Source organism: Polaribacter sp. R2A056_3_33 (assembly GCF_019278485.1).
GTDB lineage: Bacteria > Bacteroidota > Bacteroidia > Flavobacteriales > Flavobacteriaceae > Polaribacter.
In genome coordinates, this window is sequence record NZ_CP058984.1 from 3,209,788 (window position 1) to 3,225,076 (window position 15,289).

Here is a 15,289-nt window from a genome sequence, read left to right on the forward strand (position 1 = left end):
GGATTTTTGCTTATATACATTTCTTAATATTTGTGTTTCTAGTCCTTTACCTTCTTTGTTGTAGCATTAGCGAAAGCTTTTTTATAGAGTAAATATTTGTAGTATTTACTAAGATAAAAACCCAATAAAAATAAGTGAATATTTTCTTAAACTAGGGTTTTAAGTGCTTTATAACAAGGGGGGTGTAGGATCCGATAAATTAAAAATTAATTAGCCTTTAGTGTGTTTTTAAGGTTTTTTTATCTCCATGTTTCTTAAATTAATGTTAATATAAAATCAGAAAACCATCTCTAGTTAACAAAATGGTAAGCTAATTAGTAGTTTTACTTGCAGTATGCTAACGTTCATTTTAGGTTGATTTAACTTAATATTTTTTGCTTTGTAGTTCAATAACAAAACTAAACTAACTACAAAATGAAACACAAAATTTTAAGTAAATTTTTAATTTTAATGTCACTTTTTCTTGGGACTGCAGCTTTTTCTCAGCAAGTCTTAACAGGGAAAATAATAGATGAAACAGGCGCTTTGTTATCAGAAGCAAGTGTTCATATAGTTAAAGATAATAAATGGACTACATCTGATTTTGATGGAAATTTTAAAATAGAATTTACAGATCAAAACAGTATTTTAAGAGTAGAATTTCTTGGGTATCAAAGTCAAGATATTGTTATTGGAAATAGAAAAAATATTACCATTACAATGTTACCAGAGGTTAATGCTTTAAGTGAGGTAATTGTTACGGCTTTAGGTATTAAAAGAGAACAAAAGAAAGTTGGTTATGCTACTCAAAGAGTAGATGCTTCTATTATTAAAGAAGTTGTTGCGCCAAATGCTGCAGGTTTAATTACTGGTAAAGTTGCTGGTTTAACAGTTAGTAATCCAACAGGTTTATTTCAGGCACCTTCTTTTACATTAAGAGGGAAATCTCCATTAATTGTGGTGGATGGGATTCCTGTTAGCACAGATTTTTATGACATTTCTCCAGACGATATTGTAGATGTTACGGTTTTAAAAGGAACTTCTGCATCTGCTTTATACGGCTATAGAGGAGGAAATGGGGCGATACAAATTACAACATCTAAAGGTCAAAAATCTGACGGATTAGAAATAACAGTTTCTCATAATACCATGGTGAGTGCTGGTTTTACTGTGTTTCCAGAAACACAAACAGAATATGGAAATGGTTCTAACGGTCAATATGAGTTTTGGGACGGACAGGATGGTGGTATTTCTGATGGAGATATGATTTGGGGACCAAAATTTGAGCCTGGAGTAAAAATAGCACAATGGAATAGTCCTATTAAAGACAATATTTCTGGTGATGTTACTCCTTGGTGGGGAGATGTAAGTGGAACAAAATATGATGATAAATCTCGTTATTCTAGAGTGCCAATTGATTGGGAATATCATAATAATTTAAAAGACTTTTTAAGGACAGGAGTTATCAATACGACTTCTTTTTCTGTAGCAAATTCCTCTAAAAATGGGTCTTATAGATTATCTGGTAACTACAAATCGCATACCGGTAGAGTGCCAAATACCGATTTAAAAACAGGAGGATTAACTTTTAATTCAACAACAAAGTTATCAGATAAATTAACCTTAGATAGTAAGTTGGCGTATAACAAAGTTTTCTCTCCTAATTACCCAAGACATGGTTACGGACCAAAAAATCACATGTACACTATCTTAATTTGGATGGGAGATGATGTAAATGGTCAAGAATTAAATGAACACAGATACATTCCAGGTCAAGAAGGATATAGACAAGCAAACTTTAATTACGCTTGGTATAACAATGTGTATTTTGCTGCTAATGAATTAAATCAACGATACGACTCTAATGTTTTAAACGGACAATTAAAATTAAATTATCAAATTTCAGACGATTTTAGTATTCAGGCAATGGGTTCTGCAGTTATGAAAGACCGTTTTGAAAACAGAGAAAGTCCGAAATCTTATTTAAACTATGGTGACCCTAGAGATGGAGATTACAAAACTTGGAATACCAATTCTGTGGATGTAGATTATAATGTATTAGCTACCTATAATAAAGAAATTACAGATAAATTTTCTTTAAGTCTAAATGCAGGAGCTTCATCAGAATATCATAAATACCAACAAGAATACAATGCTACAGATGGAATTATTGTGCCAGAATTATATAGTTTAAATAATACAAAAGGAAACGTTATAGCAAGTACAGATTTTTCTGAAAGGTCTGTAAACAGTTTATACGGAATGTTAGAATTAGATTTTGATAACAAGTTATTTTTAACATTTACAGGTAGAACGGATAAGCACTCTACATTACCAACAGATAATAATTCTTTATTTTATCCTTCTGTTTCTTTAAGTACTATTGTTTCAGAATGGATTGAATTACCAGAATCTATCAACTATTTAAAAGCTTTTGGTTCTTGGGCGCAAGTAAAAAGATCTTTAAGTGCATATCAAATAAATTCTTATTATGACAACGCGGGTACTTTTGATGGGAGTCCAGAATTATCATATTCAGGGAGTTTAGTAAATCCTGATATAGAAGGATCTTTAACAACCAATGTAGAATTAGGTTTAAGTGCAGGTTTTTTAAATAATAGAATAGGGTTAGATTTTGCGTATTATAATGCTATTGATGAAAATTCAATTATTGATTTACCAATTTCTTTAGGATCTGGTTTTTCATCAAGAAAAGAAAATGCACACCAATTTACAACCAATGGTTTTGAAGTTTCTGTAAGAGCAACTCCAATTAAAAATACAGATTTTAGATGGGATGTTTTAGCAAACTGGTCTAAAAAGATACAGCGTTTAACAAGGTTAGATGAAGGAGCAGAACAATACAATAGCTTGCGTTTAAATGATAGAACTGATGCATATTATGCAATCGTTTGGGAAAAATCTGCAGAAGGAGAATTAATTTTAGATTCTAATACAGGGATGCCAACTAAAAATCCATATGAACAAAATATAGGAAATAAAAACCCTGACTTTAGATTTGGTTTAGAAAACACTTTTAAATACAAAGGCTTTTCATTAAAAGTTGGTGTTGATGGTGTTTGGGGAGGTTTAATGAGATCTTTAACTGTAGAAAAAATGTGGTGGGGTGGTAAACATCCAAACTCTACAGAATATAGAGATGCAGAATATGCAAACGGAATTGGAACAGTATATGTACCAAATGGTGTAAATGTAACTGGTGGTTCTGTGCAAAGAGATTTAAACGGAAATGTAACATCAGATACAAGAACGTATGCAACACATACTTCTCCAGTAAGCTGGCAATCTTGGTCTCAAAACTATCCTTATAGAGCGCAAGTTACAGAAGAAGAAAGCGAAACTTTTGCCAATGTATTCGACAGATCTTACCTTAAATTAAGAACCGTTGCTTTAAGTTACGATTTAATAAATGTGTTAAAAGTAAAAGGAATTAAACAAATTAATGCAAGTATAAACGGTTACAACTTATTCATCTTAAAAAAGGCAGATATCATTGATCCAGATTACGGAAATGATGATAATTTACAAGATCCTTCTACAAGATATTTAGGTTTAGGTTTAACTTTTAAATTTTAATAAAAATGAAAGATTTTAAGATAATATTATTTTTAATGATGACTGTTGTAGTCTCTTCTTGTGAAGATTTAGACATCAACGACAATCCAAATAAAGTAAGTGTAACACATCCAGATTTATTACTAACTAACATTGTAACATCTGCTTTTCAGGTAAAAGGAACAGGGGCAATGTATGCTTCAAGAATGATTGTACAGACAGACGGAGAAAGTACATCTCAGTTTTACAAATGGGATAGAGCTGGTTTTGATGCATACAATAGCTTAAGACAAGTAAGTAAAATGATGGAAGAAGCAGATAGAATTGATGATGATTCTTACAAAGGAATTGGATATTTTTTTAGAGCCTATTATTTTTATGATTTAGCCTTAACTTTTGGTGATGTTCCTTATGCAGACGCTTTAAAAGGAGAAACGGAAGATTTATATCAACCAAAATACAGTACACAAGAAGAGGTTTTTACAGGGGTTTTAGGTGAGTTAGATATGGCAAACACTTTGTTAGATGGAACAAGTATTATTACGAGAGATCCTATTTTTAATGGAGATGTTAGCAAATGGAAAAAGTTAGTAAACTCTTTTCGTTTAAAAGTTTTGTTGACACTTTCTAAAAAGGAAGGAAGTTCTTCTTTAAATATTAAAAATGAATTTGCTTCTATTTACAACTCAGAATCTATAATAGCAACTCCAGAAGAAAGTGCACGTTTAGAATTTGTAGATGTGGTAGATTCTAGATATACAGAATTCAATTCTAGTGGGTATGGTTCTGGTTTATACATGGCATCTACTTTTATAGATATGTTGGTAGAAAGAGATGATAAACGATTATTTGCTATTGCAGGTCAGACTAAAAATGCAAAAGAAGCGGGTTTGTCTATAGATGATTTTACTGCGTACGCAGGAGGAAATCCTATTGCGGCTTATAATGATGTGAATTTAGTGGCAGCAGCCGGAGATATATCTAAAGTAAATGATAGGTATACAGCAGACCCAACAACAGAGGCACATAATCTTTTAAGTTTTTCAGAGGTTCAATTTATTTTGGCAGAAGCAGCAGTAAAAGGATGGATTTCTTCAACAAGTGCTCAAATTTATTATGAAAACGGAATTAAAGCAAACTTCCAATTCTATAATACGTATGCAAAAGGTTATGAAGCGTATTATACGCAAGCTGAAGCTGTAAATTATATTGCAGGAACAAAAGTGAACTTTTTAAATGCAACTACAGACGAAGAAAAATTAGAATTAATTCTTACTCAAAAATATTTGACTTCTTTTTTACAAGGTGGATGGAACATGTATTTTGATCATTTAAGAACAGGTTATCCAGAATTTCCATATTTAGGTTCAGACACACCTCCAACAAGATGGATTTATCCTTTAGATGAATACAATAATAATGCTACCAATGTTACTGAAGCAATTGATAGACAATTTAGTGGTTCTAATGACGGAATTAGAGAATTGACTTGGTGGTTACAATAGAAAAATAAAAAGTAATTTATAAGGAGTTGTCTAAAAAGGAAGTTTTTTTGTCAATCTGAATTTATTTCAGATTCTTATGAACATCGAATTTCAGTGAGTTGAGATACTGAAACAAGTTCAGTATGACATGAATTAATCTTTTTTAGACAACCTCTTATTTTTAATTTAAATAAAAATGAAAAAAAAGATATTCATTACATTTTCTATACTATTTTGTGCTCCGTTTTTGTGGGCGCAAAAAATAGAGATAAAACCTTATTTACAAGATGCAGAACCTACTTCTATTAAAATTATGTGGCAAACTGATTTTGGAGAAGAATCTATTGTTTATTGGGGAACAAAAAAGAATAAGTTAAAAAATAAAGTTTCAGGAACTTCTTTTGATATTAATTTTACAGATAAAAGAGTGCACGAAGTTGCCATAACCGGCTTAACAAGGTTTACAACTTATTTTTACAAAGTACAAACCGGTAAAGCCGTTTCTGAAGTGTATCAATTTAAAACACCTCCTTTTGCAGGCGGTTCTAAAAAGATAAACTTAGTGGCTATGAGCGATATGCAAAATGATTGGCAGCATCCAACAAAATTTCAAGAAATTGTAGAAGAAGGAGTTTTACCTTATTTTAAAAAGAATTTTGAAGGCGATATTTCAGACAATCTTGCAATGGTGGTAATTCCAGGAGACTTGGTAGTTACTGGCAGTACTTTTAATCAATGGGAAGAACATTTTTTTAAACAATCAGAAAAATTATTTTCTCAAGTGCCTGTGTATCCAGTTCCTGGGAATCATGAACAGAATTCAGATTATTTCTTTAAGTATTTTAGCCTTCCTAAAAACGGAAGTCCAGAATATGCAGAACATTGGTGGTTTAAAGATTATGCTAATACCAGAATTATTGGTTTAGATTCTAACGATGGTTATCGAGATATAAAGCAACAATTAACTTGGTTAAAAGAACTTTTGGCTAAAACAGCCCAAAATGATTCGATAGATTTTGTTTTTGCACAATTACATCATCCACATAAATCTGAACTATGGATTCCTGGTGAAGAAGATTTCTCAGGAAAAGTGGTAGAATTATTAGAAAACTTTACAAAAGAATCCAACAAACCAAGTTTGCACTTTTTCGGACACACACATGGCTATTCTAGAGGACAATCTAAAGAACATAAACACTTATGGGTAAATGTTGCTTCCGCCGGAGGTGCAATTGATAATTGGGGTGAATTTGAAGGTAGAGATTACGACGAATTTACAGTAACACAAGACGAATATGGTTTTGTTTTAGTGACCATAGATCCAGATAAAGAGAACCCTTCTTTTACCTTAAAAAGAATAAGTAGAGGTAATAATATTGAATTTAGAAATAACGAATTAAGAGATAGTATTACGGTTTTTAAAAAAACGATTCAGCCAAAAACACCTGTTTTAGTTAGTTTTAGCAAAGAAGAGCAACCTATTTATAAAGTAGTTTTAAAAGCAAATTCTTTTACAAGTGATAAAAAAGATGCTTTTCATGCAGGAGCAAATTGGCAAGTATCTACCACAGAGGATTTTGCAAAACCAACTTATGATTCATGGAAACAACATGAAAATTGGTATTACAGAGAAAACCGACAAAAGAATGATGATTTAACGGATGAGGTTTTAGATAGAAAATTACAAAATGATACTACCTATTATGTCCGTGTACGTTACAGAGATCAATTTTTAAATTGGAGTAATTGGTCTGCGATAAAAACATTTAAAACAATTAAATAATGAAAATATTAAAATTATTAAGTGTCTTTTTTTTGTTGATGTTAGCCGCGTGTTCTTCAGAAAAAAAGAATGAAATAACCTTTGTAGAAGATGACTCTAATAAGGTTTTTGTAATTACTTTAGATGGTTTGCGTTGGCAAGAATTGTTTGCTGGTGCTGATTCTTTATTGGTAGGAAATAAAGAATATGTTGGGAATCCCGAAAGTTTGAAAAAAGAATTTTGGAGGGAATCTGCAACTAAAAGAAGAGAAGTGTTGCTTCCTTTTATTTGGAGTAAAGTTGCTAAAACAGGGCAAATTCACGGAAACCGTTGGGAAGGAAGTAAAATGAATTTAACCAATGGAATGCATTTTTCGTATCCGGGTTATAATGAGATTTTAACAGGAAAGGCAGATGATGTAAGAATTAATAGCAACAATAAAATTCCGAATCCGAATACTACGTTTTTAGAAATAGCAGAAAAATCGGAAGCCTATAAAGGTAAGGTTGTTGCTTTTGGAAGTTGGGATGTTTTTCCGTCTATCATCAATGAAGAAAGAAGCGGTTTATATGTAAATGCAGGTTTTAGAGAAGCAAAAGGTACTGATTTATCAGGTAAAGAAGTTTTCTTAAATGAATTACAAGCAGAAACTCCGAGTCCTTGGGGAGGTGTTCGTTTAGATGTTTTTACACATCATTATGCTTTAGAAACAATCAAGAAAAAACATCCGAAGTTGGTGTTTATTTCTTATGGAGAAACCGATGATTTTGCACATGACGGAGAATATGATGCGTATTTAAAATCGGCACAAAGAACAGATGCATTCCTTAAAAAACTTTGGGACTTTACAGAACAAGATCCTTTTTATAAAGGAAAAACGACTTTTATAATTACGACAGATCATGGTAGAGGTACAGAACCTTTAGAAACCTGGAAGCATCACGGAAACTCTATAAAAGATACAGACCAAGTTTGGGTAATTGCTTTTGGAAATAAAATTGAAGCAAAAGGAGAAAATGTATCGGAAGAACAATTGTATACAAATCAAGTAGCTGCTTCTGTAGGAAAGCTTTTAGATTTAGAAATAACAACAGATTCAATTGGGAAACCTTTTTCTTTTATAAAGTAAGAAGTTGTTTTTAACAAGTTAAAAAGGCTGTCTTTAAATTGTTTTTTTTTTGTCAACCTGAATTTATTTTAGGTTCTTAGAATTAGATGCTGAAACGAGTTCAGTATGACAAGATTTAAACTTTTTTAGACAGTCTTTTATTATTTTCTAGGATGATAGGTTTCTACCACTTCTTTTAAATAACTTTTATCTAAATGCACATAAACTTCGGTTGTGGTAATACTTTCATGACCTAACATTTGTTGAATAGCTCTTAAGTCTGCTCCGTTTTTTAACAAATGTGTAGCAAAAGAATGACGCAACGTATGCGGACTAATCTTCTTTTTTAAATCAATTTCTAGAGATAGATTTTTTAGAATGATAAAAATCATTTGTCTGGTTAATCCTCTGCCGCGTCTGTTTAAGAAAACCGTGTCTTCAAAACCTTTTTGCGGTGTGATATGAGTTCTAATGTCTTTTATATAACTAGAAATATATTTTTGAGCAGCATAATGAATCGGTACAAAACGCTGTTTATTTCCTTTACCGATCACTCTTACAAAACCTTCTTCAAAAAATAAATCAGAAATTTGTAGCGTAATAAGTTCACTCACACGCAAACCGCAACTGTACAAAGTTTCTAAAATAGTTCTGTTTCTTTCGCCTTGCGGATGACTTAAATCGATAGCAGAAATAAGTGCATTTATTTCATCTTCGGATAAGGTATCTGGTAATTTTCTTCCAATTTTTGGAGCTTCAATTAAATCTGTCGGATTAGTTTCTCTATAATCTTCAAAAATTAAATAATCGAAAAAACTACGCAAACCAGAAATAATACGTGCTTGACTTCTAGGATTTACTTTTTTAGCAACTTCATAAATAAATTGCTGAATGGACTCTTCATCAATAGTAGTAGGAGTGTGGTTGATTTCATTTTCTTCTAAAAACAACATCAGTTTTTCTAAATCTCTCGTGTAGCTATCAATTGTGTTTTTAGAAAGCCCTCTTTCTATTTTTAAAAAGAGTTGAAAATCTCTAATTGCGTTTTGCCATTTCATGGGATAAAGATATTAAAAGTTAACAGAAAAATTCTCTCAATTTCATTTGAGTCAACTTTTAAATCTTTTCCGTTCATGTAAAAAGTAGTACTGATTTACTTTTGTAGAGAACTTAAAAATTTAAAAATTATGAAGAAATTATTGATAGTTGCTTTTGTAACAATAATGGGTGTAGGTGCTGCAAATGCGCAAGAAGGTATTTTAAATGGAGGGCTAAATGTAGGAGTGCCTACAGGTGATGCCAATGATTTTTATGGTTTAACTTTAGGAGCAGAGTTAAATTATATGTATCCTGTTGCGGATGGTTTTACTTTAGGTCCATCTATACAATATTCTCACTTTTTTGGTAAAGATGTTGAGGTGTTAGGAGGGAGTTCTATTGAGGTTTCAGACGCTTCTTTTTTGCCAATATCTGGTGCTGCAAGATTTAATGTTTCAGAAAAATTTGTAGTTGGAGCAAACCTTGGTTATGCGATAGGTTTAAGTGAAGATTTAGATGGTGGTTTTTATTATAGACCTGTAGTTGGTTATAAAATTGATGATACAACACAATTGAATGTCTCTTATTCTGGAATTTCAAATGATGGTTTAGAAATGAATAATGTTAGTTTGGGCGTAATGTTCGGAATCTAAAATAGAAATATTGATTATATTTACAAACGGAAGCTGAAAAGCTTCCGTTTTTTTGTTGAAAAAATGTATTTTTGATTTATGAAGCTACTTATACTAAACGGACCTAATTTAAACTTATTAGGAAAAAGAGAACCAGAAATTTATGGTTCAGAAACTTTCGAAGATTACTTTAGAACACTTCAATTAAAGTTTAATGATGTAGAGTTGTCTTATTTTCAGTCGAATAGTGAAGGTGCTATCATCGATAAATTACACGAAGTTGGTTTTAGTTTTGATGGCATTGTTATGAATGCAGGTGCTTATACACATACTTCTATTGCTATTGCAGATGCTATTAGTGGTATTACAACTCCAGTTGTAGAAGTGCATATTTCTAATGTACACAATAGAGAAGCTTTTAGACATAAATCTTATTTATCTCCGGTTTGTAAAGGAGTTATTTTAGGTTTTGGTCTAAAGAGTTATGAGTTGGGAATTGATAGTTTTTTGTAGGTGGAAAAAGAAAAAGAAATATCGGTTGTAATTCCTTTATACAGATGTGCAAACACTATAGAAGAGCTATCTATAAGATTAATAAAAGTTTTTTCAAAATTAAATATTTCTTATGAAATTATTTTAATAAATGATGGAAGTCCAGAAAATGATTGGGAAGTAGCTTTAAAATTATCCGAAGGAAATAATAATATAAAATCTATCAATTTAAGTAGAAATTTTGGTCAACACCCAGCAATCTTTTGTGGATTGGAATTTTCAAGAGGAGAATGGGTTGTGGTTATGGATGGAGATTTACAAGATGTACCAGAGGAAATTGAAATATTATACAACAAAGCCTTAGAGGGATTTCCTATTGTTTTAGGAGCAAGAGAAGAAAGAAAAGATACGTTTACAAAGAAGTTAGGTTCGTTAATATTTTATAAAATTTTAAACTTTTTTACAGGATCTAATTTATCACATCAAGTAGGTAATTTTGGGGTGTATCATAAAGATGTTATTCTTTCTGTTTTATCATTAGGAGATGCTATAAAGTTTTTACCTACCATGATTAACTGGGTTGGGTATCAGAAAATAACTGTACCTGTAAAACATGCAAAAAGGCTAGCGGGTACATCTAGTTACAGTTTTGGTAAACTATTAAGTTTGGCGTTTGATAATATTGTATCATTTTCTAATAAACCTTTAAAGATTTTTGTGAAATTTGGTTTTTTACTAGTATTTATTTCTGTATTAATGATTGTCTACAACTTATATTTAAGTTTATCTAATCATATTGTTGTTAAAGGATATTCAACTATTATTATTTCAATATGGTTTTTATCGGGTTGTTTAATTTCTATTATGGGGGTTATCGGCGTGTATTTAGGTAAAGTATTTGACAAAGTAAAGGCAAGACCCTCTTATATTGTATATCAAAAAAAGAATATATGATAGCAGAATATTTAGAATGGGATTCGATTTTTTTTGGAGTTGATGTTTATAGAGGTAAATGCAAAAGTGCTGTAAAAGCTAACGAAATACAACTTAATAAAGGATTGACTTATTTATTTTGTAAAGAAGAGGTAAAGTTACAAGAGAAATCTTTATTCGATGTTAAGATCACATTTGCTAAAAGGCTGACAAAAAAAAGGCTAAAAATAGATTCTCAAATAATTTCTTATCCTTTAGATAACAAGGTATCTAAAGAATTACTCAATTTAACTTATCAAAGTGGACAGTATTCAAGATTTAAAATAGACCCTAAAATACCTAATGATAAATTTTTAGATTTTTATAAATTATGGATTTCAAACTCTGTAAATAGAAGTTTTAGTAATGAGGTATTTACCTATAAAATTGACGGAATTGATGTAGGTCTGATTACCTTAAAAAAGGATAAAGAAACCTGTAAAATTGGTTTGTTGTCTGTTGATGAAGTTCAGAGAGGTAAAAAAATAGGGAGTAAGTTAATGTTGGCAGCAGAAAAGTGGGCACTAGACAATGAATGTAAAGAAATATTGGTGGAAACTCAAGAACAAAATAAAATTGCTGTCGCATTTTATAAGAGAATGAAATATAATATTGTGCAAAAAGAATATATCTATCATTTATGGAGGTAAATACTGTAATTCCATTTAACAAGCCTTACCTAACAGGTAACGAAACAAAATATATAGAACAAGCGGTAGCTTCTGGTAAAATTTCTGGTAATGGAATTTTTACGCAAAAATGTCAACATTTTTTTGAAGAAAGATATGGAATAAAAAAAACACTGCTTACAACTTCTTGTACAGATGCACTAGAGATGTGTGCTATTTTATTAGGGATAAAAGAAGGTGATGAAGTTATTATGCCTTCTTATACGTTTGTGTCTACAGCGAATGCTTTTGTGTTAAGAGGCGCTAAAATTGTGTTTGCAGATTCTAGAGCAGATCAACCTAATATTGATGAAAATAAGCTAGAAGACTTAATTACATCAAAAACAAAAGCAATTGTTGTAGTACATTATGCAGGTGTAGCTTGCGAAATGGATACAGTTATGGCATTGGCTAAAAAATATGGAATTTATGTGGTTGAAGATGCCGCCCAAGCGATAGAATCTTTTTACAAAGGAAAAGCATTAGGAAGTATTGGTCATTTGTCGGCATTTTCTTTTCACGAAACAAAAAATGTAATTAGTGGAGAAGGTGGTTTGTTGGGTATTAATGATGAACAATTTATAGAAAGAGCAGAAATTATCTGGGAAAAAGGAACCAATCGTTCCGCTTTTTTTAGAGGAGAAATAGATAAATATGGTTGGGTAGATGTAGGGTCTTCTTTTTTACCTTCAGAAATTATTGCAGCATTCTTATGGGCTCAATTAGAAAATTTAGAAGATATTCAGCAAAGAAGAAAAGAAATTTGGAATACATATTATAAGTTTTTTAAAGAAGAGGAAAAGGTGTCATTACCAATGGTGCCCAATTATGCAACAAATAATGCACACATGTTTTATGTGCTTTTAGCATCTTTGAAAAAGAGAAATGAGTTTATTTCTGGGTATAAAGAAAGAGCAATAAATCCTGTTTTTCACTATGTAAGCTTGCACTCTAGTCCGTATTTTAAAGATAAGCATGATGGCAGAGAATTACCTAATTGCGATAGATATGCAGATACTTTGGTAAGAATGCCTTTGTTTTATGAGTTGGAACAATCTTGTGTTATTTATGAATAAGAAAAATATTTTAAATTTATTTGTAGGTTTTAGTATTCTAACCACTAGTGTTTATGCAGCTATAAGATTGTTGTCAATATTTATTCAGACAGGACTTATAAGAGATGAAGTTTTTTTTATTAAAGGATTTGATGTTTTTATAGATTCTGGGTTTTCAGAGGCAAATGTTTTAGGAAATTCAACTTTCTTTAATTGTATTTCCTTTTTATTTTATCAAGTAGGTGTAGAAAGGGTAATGGCAATGAGAATGACTAGCTTGTTTTTTGGTCTGGCTAGTATTTTATTACTTTGGTTGTTTGTTAAAAGAAATTATAGTTATTTACCCAAACTCTATAGAAGATCCATTATAATTACTTCTGTTAATGCCATGGTATTATTATCTTTTATATTTAAAGGCATTAACGATAGCGTATTAACTTTTTTTACGTTATTATTTTTTATAATTTTTTTCCACATAAAAAAAAATAGAGAAAGTAAAAGTCTTTATATTTATTTGGGGCTTATTCTCGCGTTAATGTTGTCAACAAGAATGATGAGTGTTTTAATCTTTCCAACATTTTTTCTTATTTTAGGTGTCTATTTTTATAAAGAAAAAATAAATTATAAACTCATTATTCATAAAAGCACATTCATAGTAGTTAGTTTTATAATTGGTTTATTGTTATTAAATTACCCCTCTATAAAAGAAAAAGGGAAACTTTCTTTTATGGAAAAAAAGATAGAATATAAAAATGTTTCTTGGCCTCAAGTACAATACTTAACAGCAATTTGGTTAGAGGAAGGTAAATTAAAATATGGTAAACATTGTAAACCAGAAGATGTTGTTGCTTATATTGATGAAAATGGGAGTAATTCATTACCTAATTCAGTTTTTGAAACAATAACATTTAATATTCCTAGAAGTATAAAAACATCAACTAGAGAAGCTGTTTATTTGATAAAACCTTATACAAGAATACTTGGACTCGTTTTTGTTTTTGGTTTATTTTTCTTTTTTAAAGGTGTTTTTAAAAAAGAGATTACTTTTAAAAAAATTATTAATAATGAAATAGCTGCTTTTTTTATAAATTACAACATAATTATTGTTTTAATTATTTGTTCTTATGTAGAACCTAGATGGTTTTTACCTGTAATTGTATTAATACCAATTTTGTTTTTTTCTTATTTTTATAAGTATGTAAAAAGTAAAAACAAAAATAAGCTTGAATTTTTATTTTTTGTAGCACATTTTTTGTTATTGGGATTGATGAATATGAAGTTTATAATTAATAATTATAAATATCTTATATAATTTATAATTAACCAAATATTTTTTTAAGACATCACTTAAGAGTTTAAAATTACTTTTACTCTTCTTGTGTTTTTAATAAGAATAATCGTTTATTGATTGTTTTATAGAGGTTTATGTTTAATGGTTTATATGCTATAAACAGTTTATAATGCATTTGTAGAGGTGTCAGTTTTACTAGTGTTATTTCTTATTAATATTTATAAAACTCTATAAGTTGTTTTTTTTATGGTTTGAAAAGGTTCTTTTTTTAAAGTATAAAAAGACAGAATTATAGTTGATATTAAATGTTAAAATCATAAATTAAATTATATTTGTTCATTAAATGAAATTTAATAAATGGAGAAAGAAAAGTGGCTTTTTGAAATAACGCCAAAAACAAGTCTTTTAGACTTAAACTTAAAAGAAGTTTGGCAATATAGAGATTTGTTAATGCTTTTTGTAAAACGAGATGTTGTTACATTATATAAGCAAACAATTTTAGGTCCTTTATGGTATTTAATACAACCTTTATTTACTTCTATTATATTTACATTAGTTTTTAATAATATAGCAGGAATTTCAACAGGTTCAGTTCCTCCTTTTTTATTCAATTTAGCTGGTATTACTATTTGGAACTATTTTAAAGAATGTTTAATAGCAACATCAGATACTTTTAAAAAGAATGAAGCTATTTTTGGAAAAGTGTATTTTCCAAGGGTTATAATGCCGATGTCTATAGTTGTTTCTAACTTATTGAAATTTGGGATTCAAATATTTATTTTTATATGTTTTTATATTTACTATTATTTTAATGGCTTTCAGGTTTTACCTAATGCATACATTTTATTTTTCCCTTTATTAATCATTGCAATGGGGATGATGGGCTTGGGATTAGGAATGATAATTAGTTCTATGGTTACCAAATATAGAGATTTAACTTTTTTAGTTTCTTTTGGTGTTCAACTATTGATGTATATATCTGCGGTAATGTATCCTTTAGATTTAATGAGAGAAAAATTAATTAATACTGAAGAAGGAACAGATTATTCTTGGATTGTAGATTTTAATCCGATTGCTCACTTAATAGAGTTTGGTCGATTTATACTTTTAAATGATGGTAATTACTCTACTTTCGGAATTATTTATACATCTATATTTACCATTATAGTTTTCTTTTTAGGATTATTAATTTTTAATAAAACTGAAAAAACGTTTATAGATACAATTTAGA

The 15,289-nt window shown here is 29.9% G+C and carries 12 protein-coding genes; 11 read left to right on the forward strand and 1 reads right to left on the reverse strand.

The window, feature by feature from the left end; genetic code table 11:
• The first annotated feature begins 414 nt into the window (after positions 1 to 414).
• The 4 genes from H0I29_RS13520 (at position 415) to H0I29_RS13535 (ending at position 7,931) form a co-directional block, all read left to right on the forward strand.
• Complete coding sequence (locus tag H0I29_RS13520) at positions 415 to 3,576, forward strand: SusC/RagA family TonB-linked outer membrane protein (RefSeq protein WP_218752760.1); 3,162 nt, start codon at positions 415 to 417, stop codon at positions 3,574 to 3,576.
• Between the two features lie 5 nt (positions 3,577 to 3,581).
• A complete protein-coding gene (locus tag H0I29_RS13525; RefSeq protein WP_218752762.1) occupies positions 3,582 to 5,060 on the forward strand; it encodes a SusD/RagB family nutrient-binding outer membrane lipoprotein in 1,479 nt (492 codons plus the stop codon).
• A gap of 175 nt (positions 5,061 to 5,235) precedes the next feature.
• Positions 5,236 to 6,822, forward strand: coding sequence for a metallophosphoesterase family protein (locus H0I29_RS13530; protein WP_218752763.1), 1,587 nt, complete (start codon positions 5,236 to 5,238; stop codon positions 6,820 to 6,822).
• Positions 6,822 to 7,931 (forward strand): alkaline phosphatase family protein, encoded by a 1,110-nt coding sequence (locus H0I29_RS13535; protein WP_254712632.1) that lies wholly within the window; start codon positions 6,822 to 6,824, stop codon positions 7,929 to 7,931. Before H0I29_RS13530 ends, H0I29_RS13535 begins: the two co-directional genes overlap by 1 nt.
• Before the next feature lie 140 nt (positions 7,932 to 8,071).
• On the opposite strand, the gene xerD is transcribed toward H0I29_RS13535, so the two are convergent.
• Positions 8,072 to 8,968 (reverse strand): site-specific tyrosine recombinase XerD, encoded by an 897-nt coding sequence (gene xerD / locus H0I29_RS13540; RefSeq protein ID WP_218752764.1) that lies wholly within the window; start codon positions 8,966 to 8,968, stop codon positions 8,072 to 8,074.
• Positions 8,969 to 9,097: 129 nt separating this feature from the next.
• Between xerD and H0I29_RS13545 the strand changes: the two genes are divergently transcribed.
• The 7 genes from H0I29_RS13545 to H0I29_RS13575 all read left to right on the forward strand — a co-directional run bounded on the left by H0I29_RS13545 (position 9,098) and on the right by H0I29_RS13575 (position 15,288).
• Complete coding sequence (locus H0I29_RS13545; RefSeq protein ID WP_218752765.1) at positions 9,098 to 9,601, forward strand: transporter; 504 nt, start codon at positions 9,098 to 9,100, stop codon at positions 9,599 to 9,601.
• Positions 9,602 to 9,679: 78 nt separating this feature from the next.
• Positions 9,680 to 10,093, forward strand: coding sequence for a type II 3-dehydroquinate dehydratase (gene aroQ / locus H0I29_RS13550; protein WP_218752766.1), 414 nt, complete (start codon positions 9,680 to 9,682; stop codon positions 10,091 to 10,093).
• Positions 10,094 to 11,026, forward strand: coding sequence for a glycosyltransferase family 2 protein (locus H0I29_RS13555; RefSeq protein WP_218752767.1), 933 nt, complete (start codon positions 10,094 to 10,096; stop codon positions 11,024 to 11,026). It abuts the gene before it with no gap.
• A complete protein-coding gene (locus H0I29_RS13560; protein WP_218752768.1) occupies positions 11,023 to 11,694 on the forward strand; it encodes an N-acetyltransferase in 672 nt (223 codons plus the stop codon). Before H0I29_RS13555 ends, H0I29_RS13560 begins: the two co-directional genes overlap by 4 nt.
• On the forward strand, positions 11,685 to 12,788 hold the full coding sequence (gene rffA / locus H0I29_RS13565; protein WP_218752769.1) for a dTDP-4-amino-4,6-dideoxygalactose transaminase: 1,104 nt from the start codon (positions 11,685 to 11,687) through the stop codon (positions 12,786 to 12,788). The genes H0I29_RS13560 and rffA overlap by 10 nt, the downstream gene beginning before the upstream one ends.
• Positions 12,781 to 14,079, forward strand: a complete 1,299-nt coding sequence (locus H0I29_RS13570) for a hypothetical protein (RefSeq protein ID WP_218752770.1) — start codon at positions 12,781 to 12,783, stop codon at positions 14,077 to 14,079. Before rffA ends, H0I29_RS13570 begins: the two co-directional genes overlap by 8 nt.
• 336 nt (positions 14,080 to 14,415) lie before the next feature.
• Complete coding sequence (locus H0I29_RS13575) at positions 14,416 to 15,288, forward strand: ABC transporter permease (RefSeq protein ID WP_218733229.1); 873 nt, start codon at positions 14,416 to 14,418, stop codon at positions 15,286 to 15,288.
• Position 15,289: the final 1 nt, after the last annotated feature.

What these genes read in the sequence shown, in the direction of transcription:
- H0I29_RS13545 (WP_218752765.1), top strand. Translation starts at nt 9,098, where the DNA reads ATGAAGAAATTATTGATAGTTGCTTTTGTAACAATAATGGGTGTAGGT.
- H0I29_RS13575 (WP_218733229.1), top strand. Translation starts at nt 14,416, where the DNA reads ATGGAGAAAGAAAAGTGGCTTTTTGAAATAACGCCAAAAACAAGTCTT.
- rffA (WP_218752769.1), top strand. Translation starts at nt 11,685, where the DNA reads ATGGAGGTAAATACTGTAATTCCATTTAACAAGCCTTACCTAACAGGT.
- aroQ (WP_218752766.1), top strand. Translation starts at nt 9,680, where the DNA reads ATGAAGCTACTTATACTAAACGGACCTAATTTAAACTTATTAGGAAAA.
- H0I29_RS13530 (WP_218752763.1), top strand. Translation starts at nt 5,236, where the DNA reads ATGAAAAAAAAGATATTCATTACATTTTCTATACTATTTTGTGCTCCG.
- H0I29_RS13560 (WP_218752768.1), top strand. Translation starts at nt 11,023, where the DNA reads ATGATAGCAGAATATTTAGAATGGGATTCGATTTTTTTTGGAGTTGAT.
- H0I29_RS13570 (WP_218752770.1), top strand. Translation starts at nt 12,781, where the DNA reads ATGAATAAGAAAAATATTTTAAATTTATTTGTAGGTTTTAGTATTCTA.
- xerD (WP_218752764.1), bottom strand. Translation starts at nt 8,968, where the DNA reads ATGAAATGGCAAAACGCAATTAGAGATTTTCAACTCTTTTTAAAAATA.
- H0I29_RS13525 (WP_218752762.1), top strand. Translation starts at nt 3,582, where the DNA reads ATGAAAGATTTTAAGATAATATTATTTTTAATGATGACTGTTGTAGTC.
- H0I29_RS13520 (WP_218752760.1), top strand. Translation starts at nt 415, where the DNA reads ATGAAACACAAAATTTTAAGTAAATTTTTAATTTTAATGTCACTTTTT.
- H0I29_RS13535 (WP_254712632.1), top strand. Translation starts at nt 6,822, where the DNA reads ATGAAAATATTAAAATTATTAAGTGTCTTTTTTTTGTTGATGTTAGCC.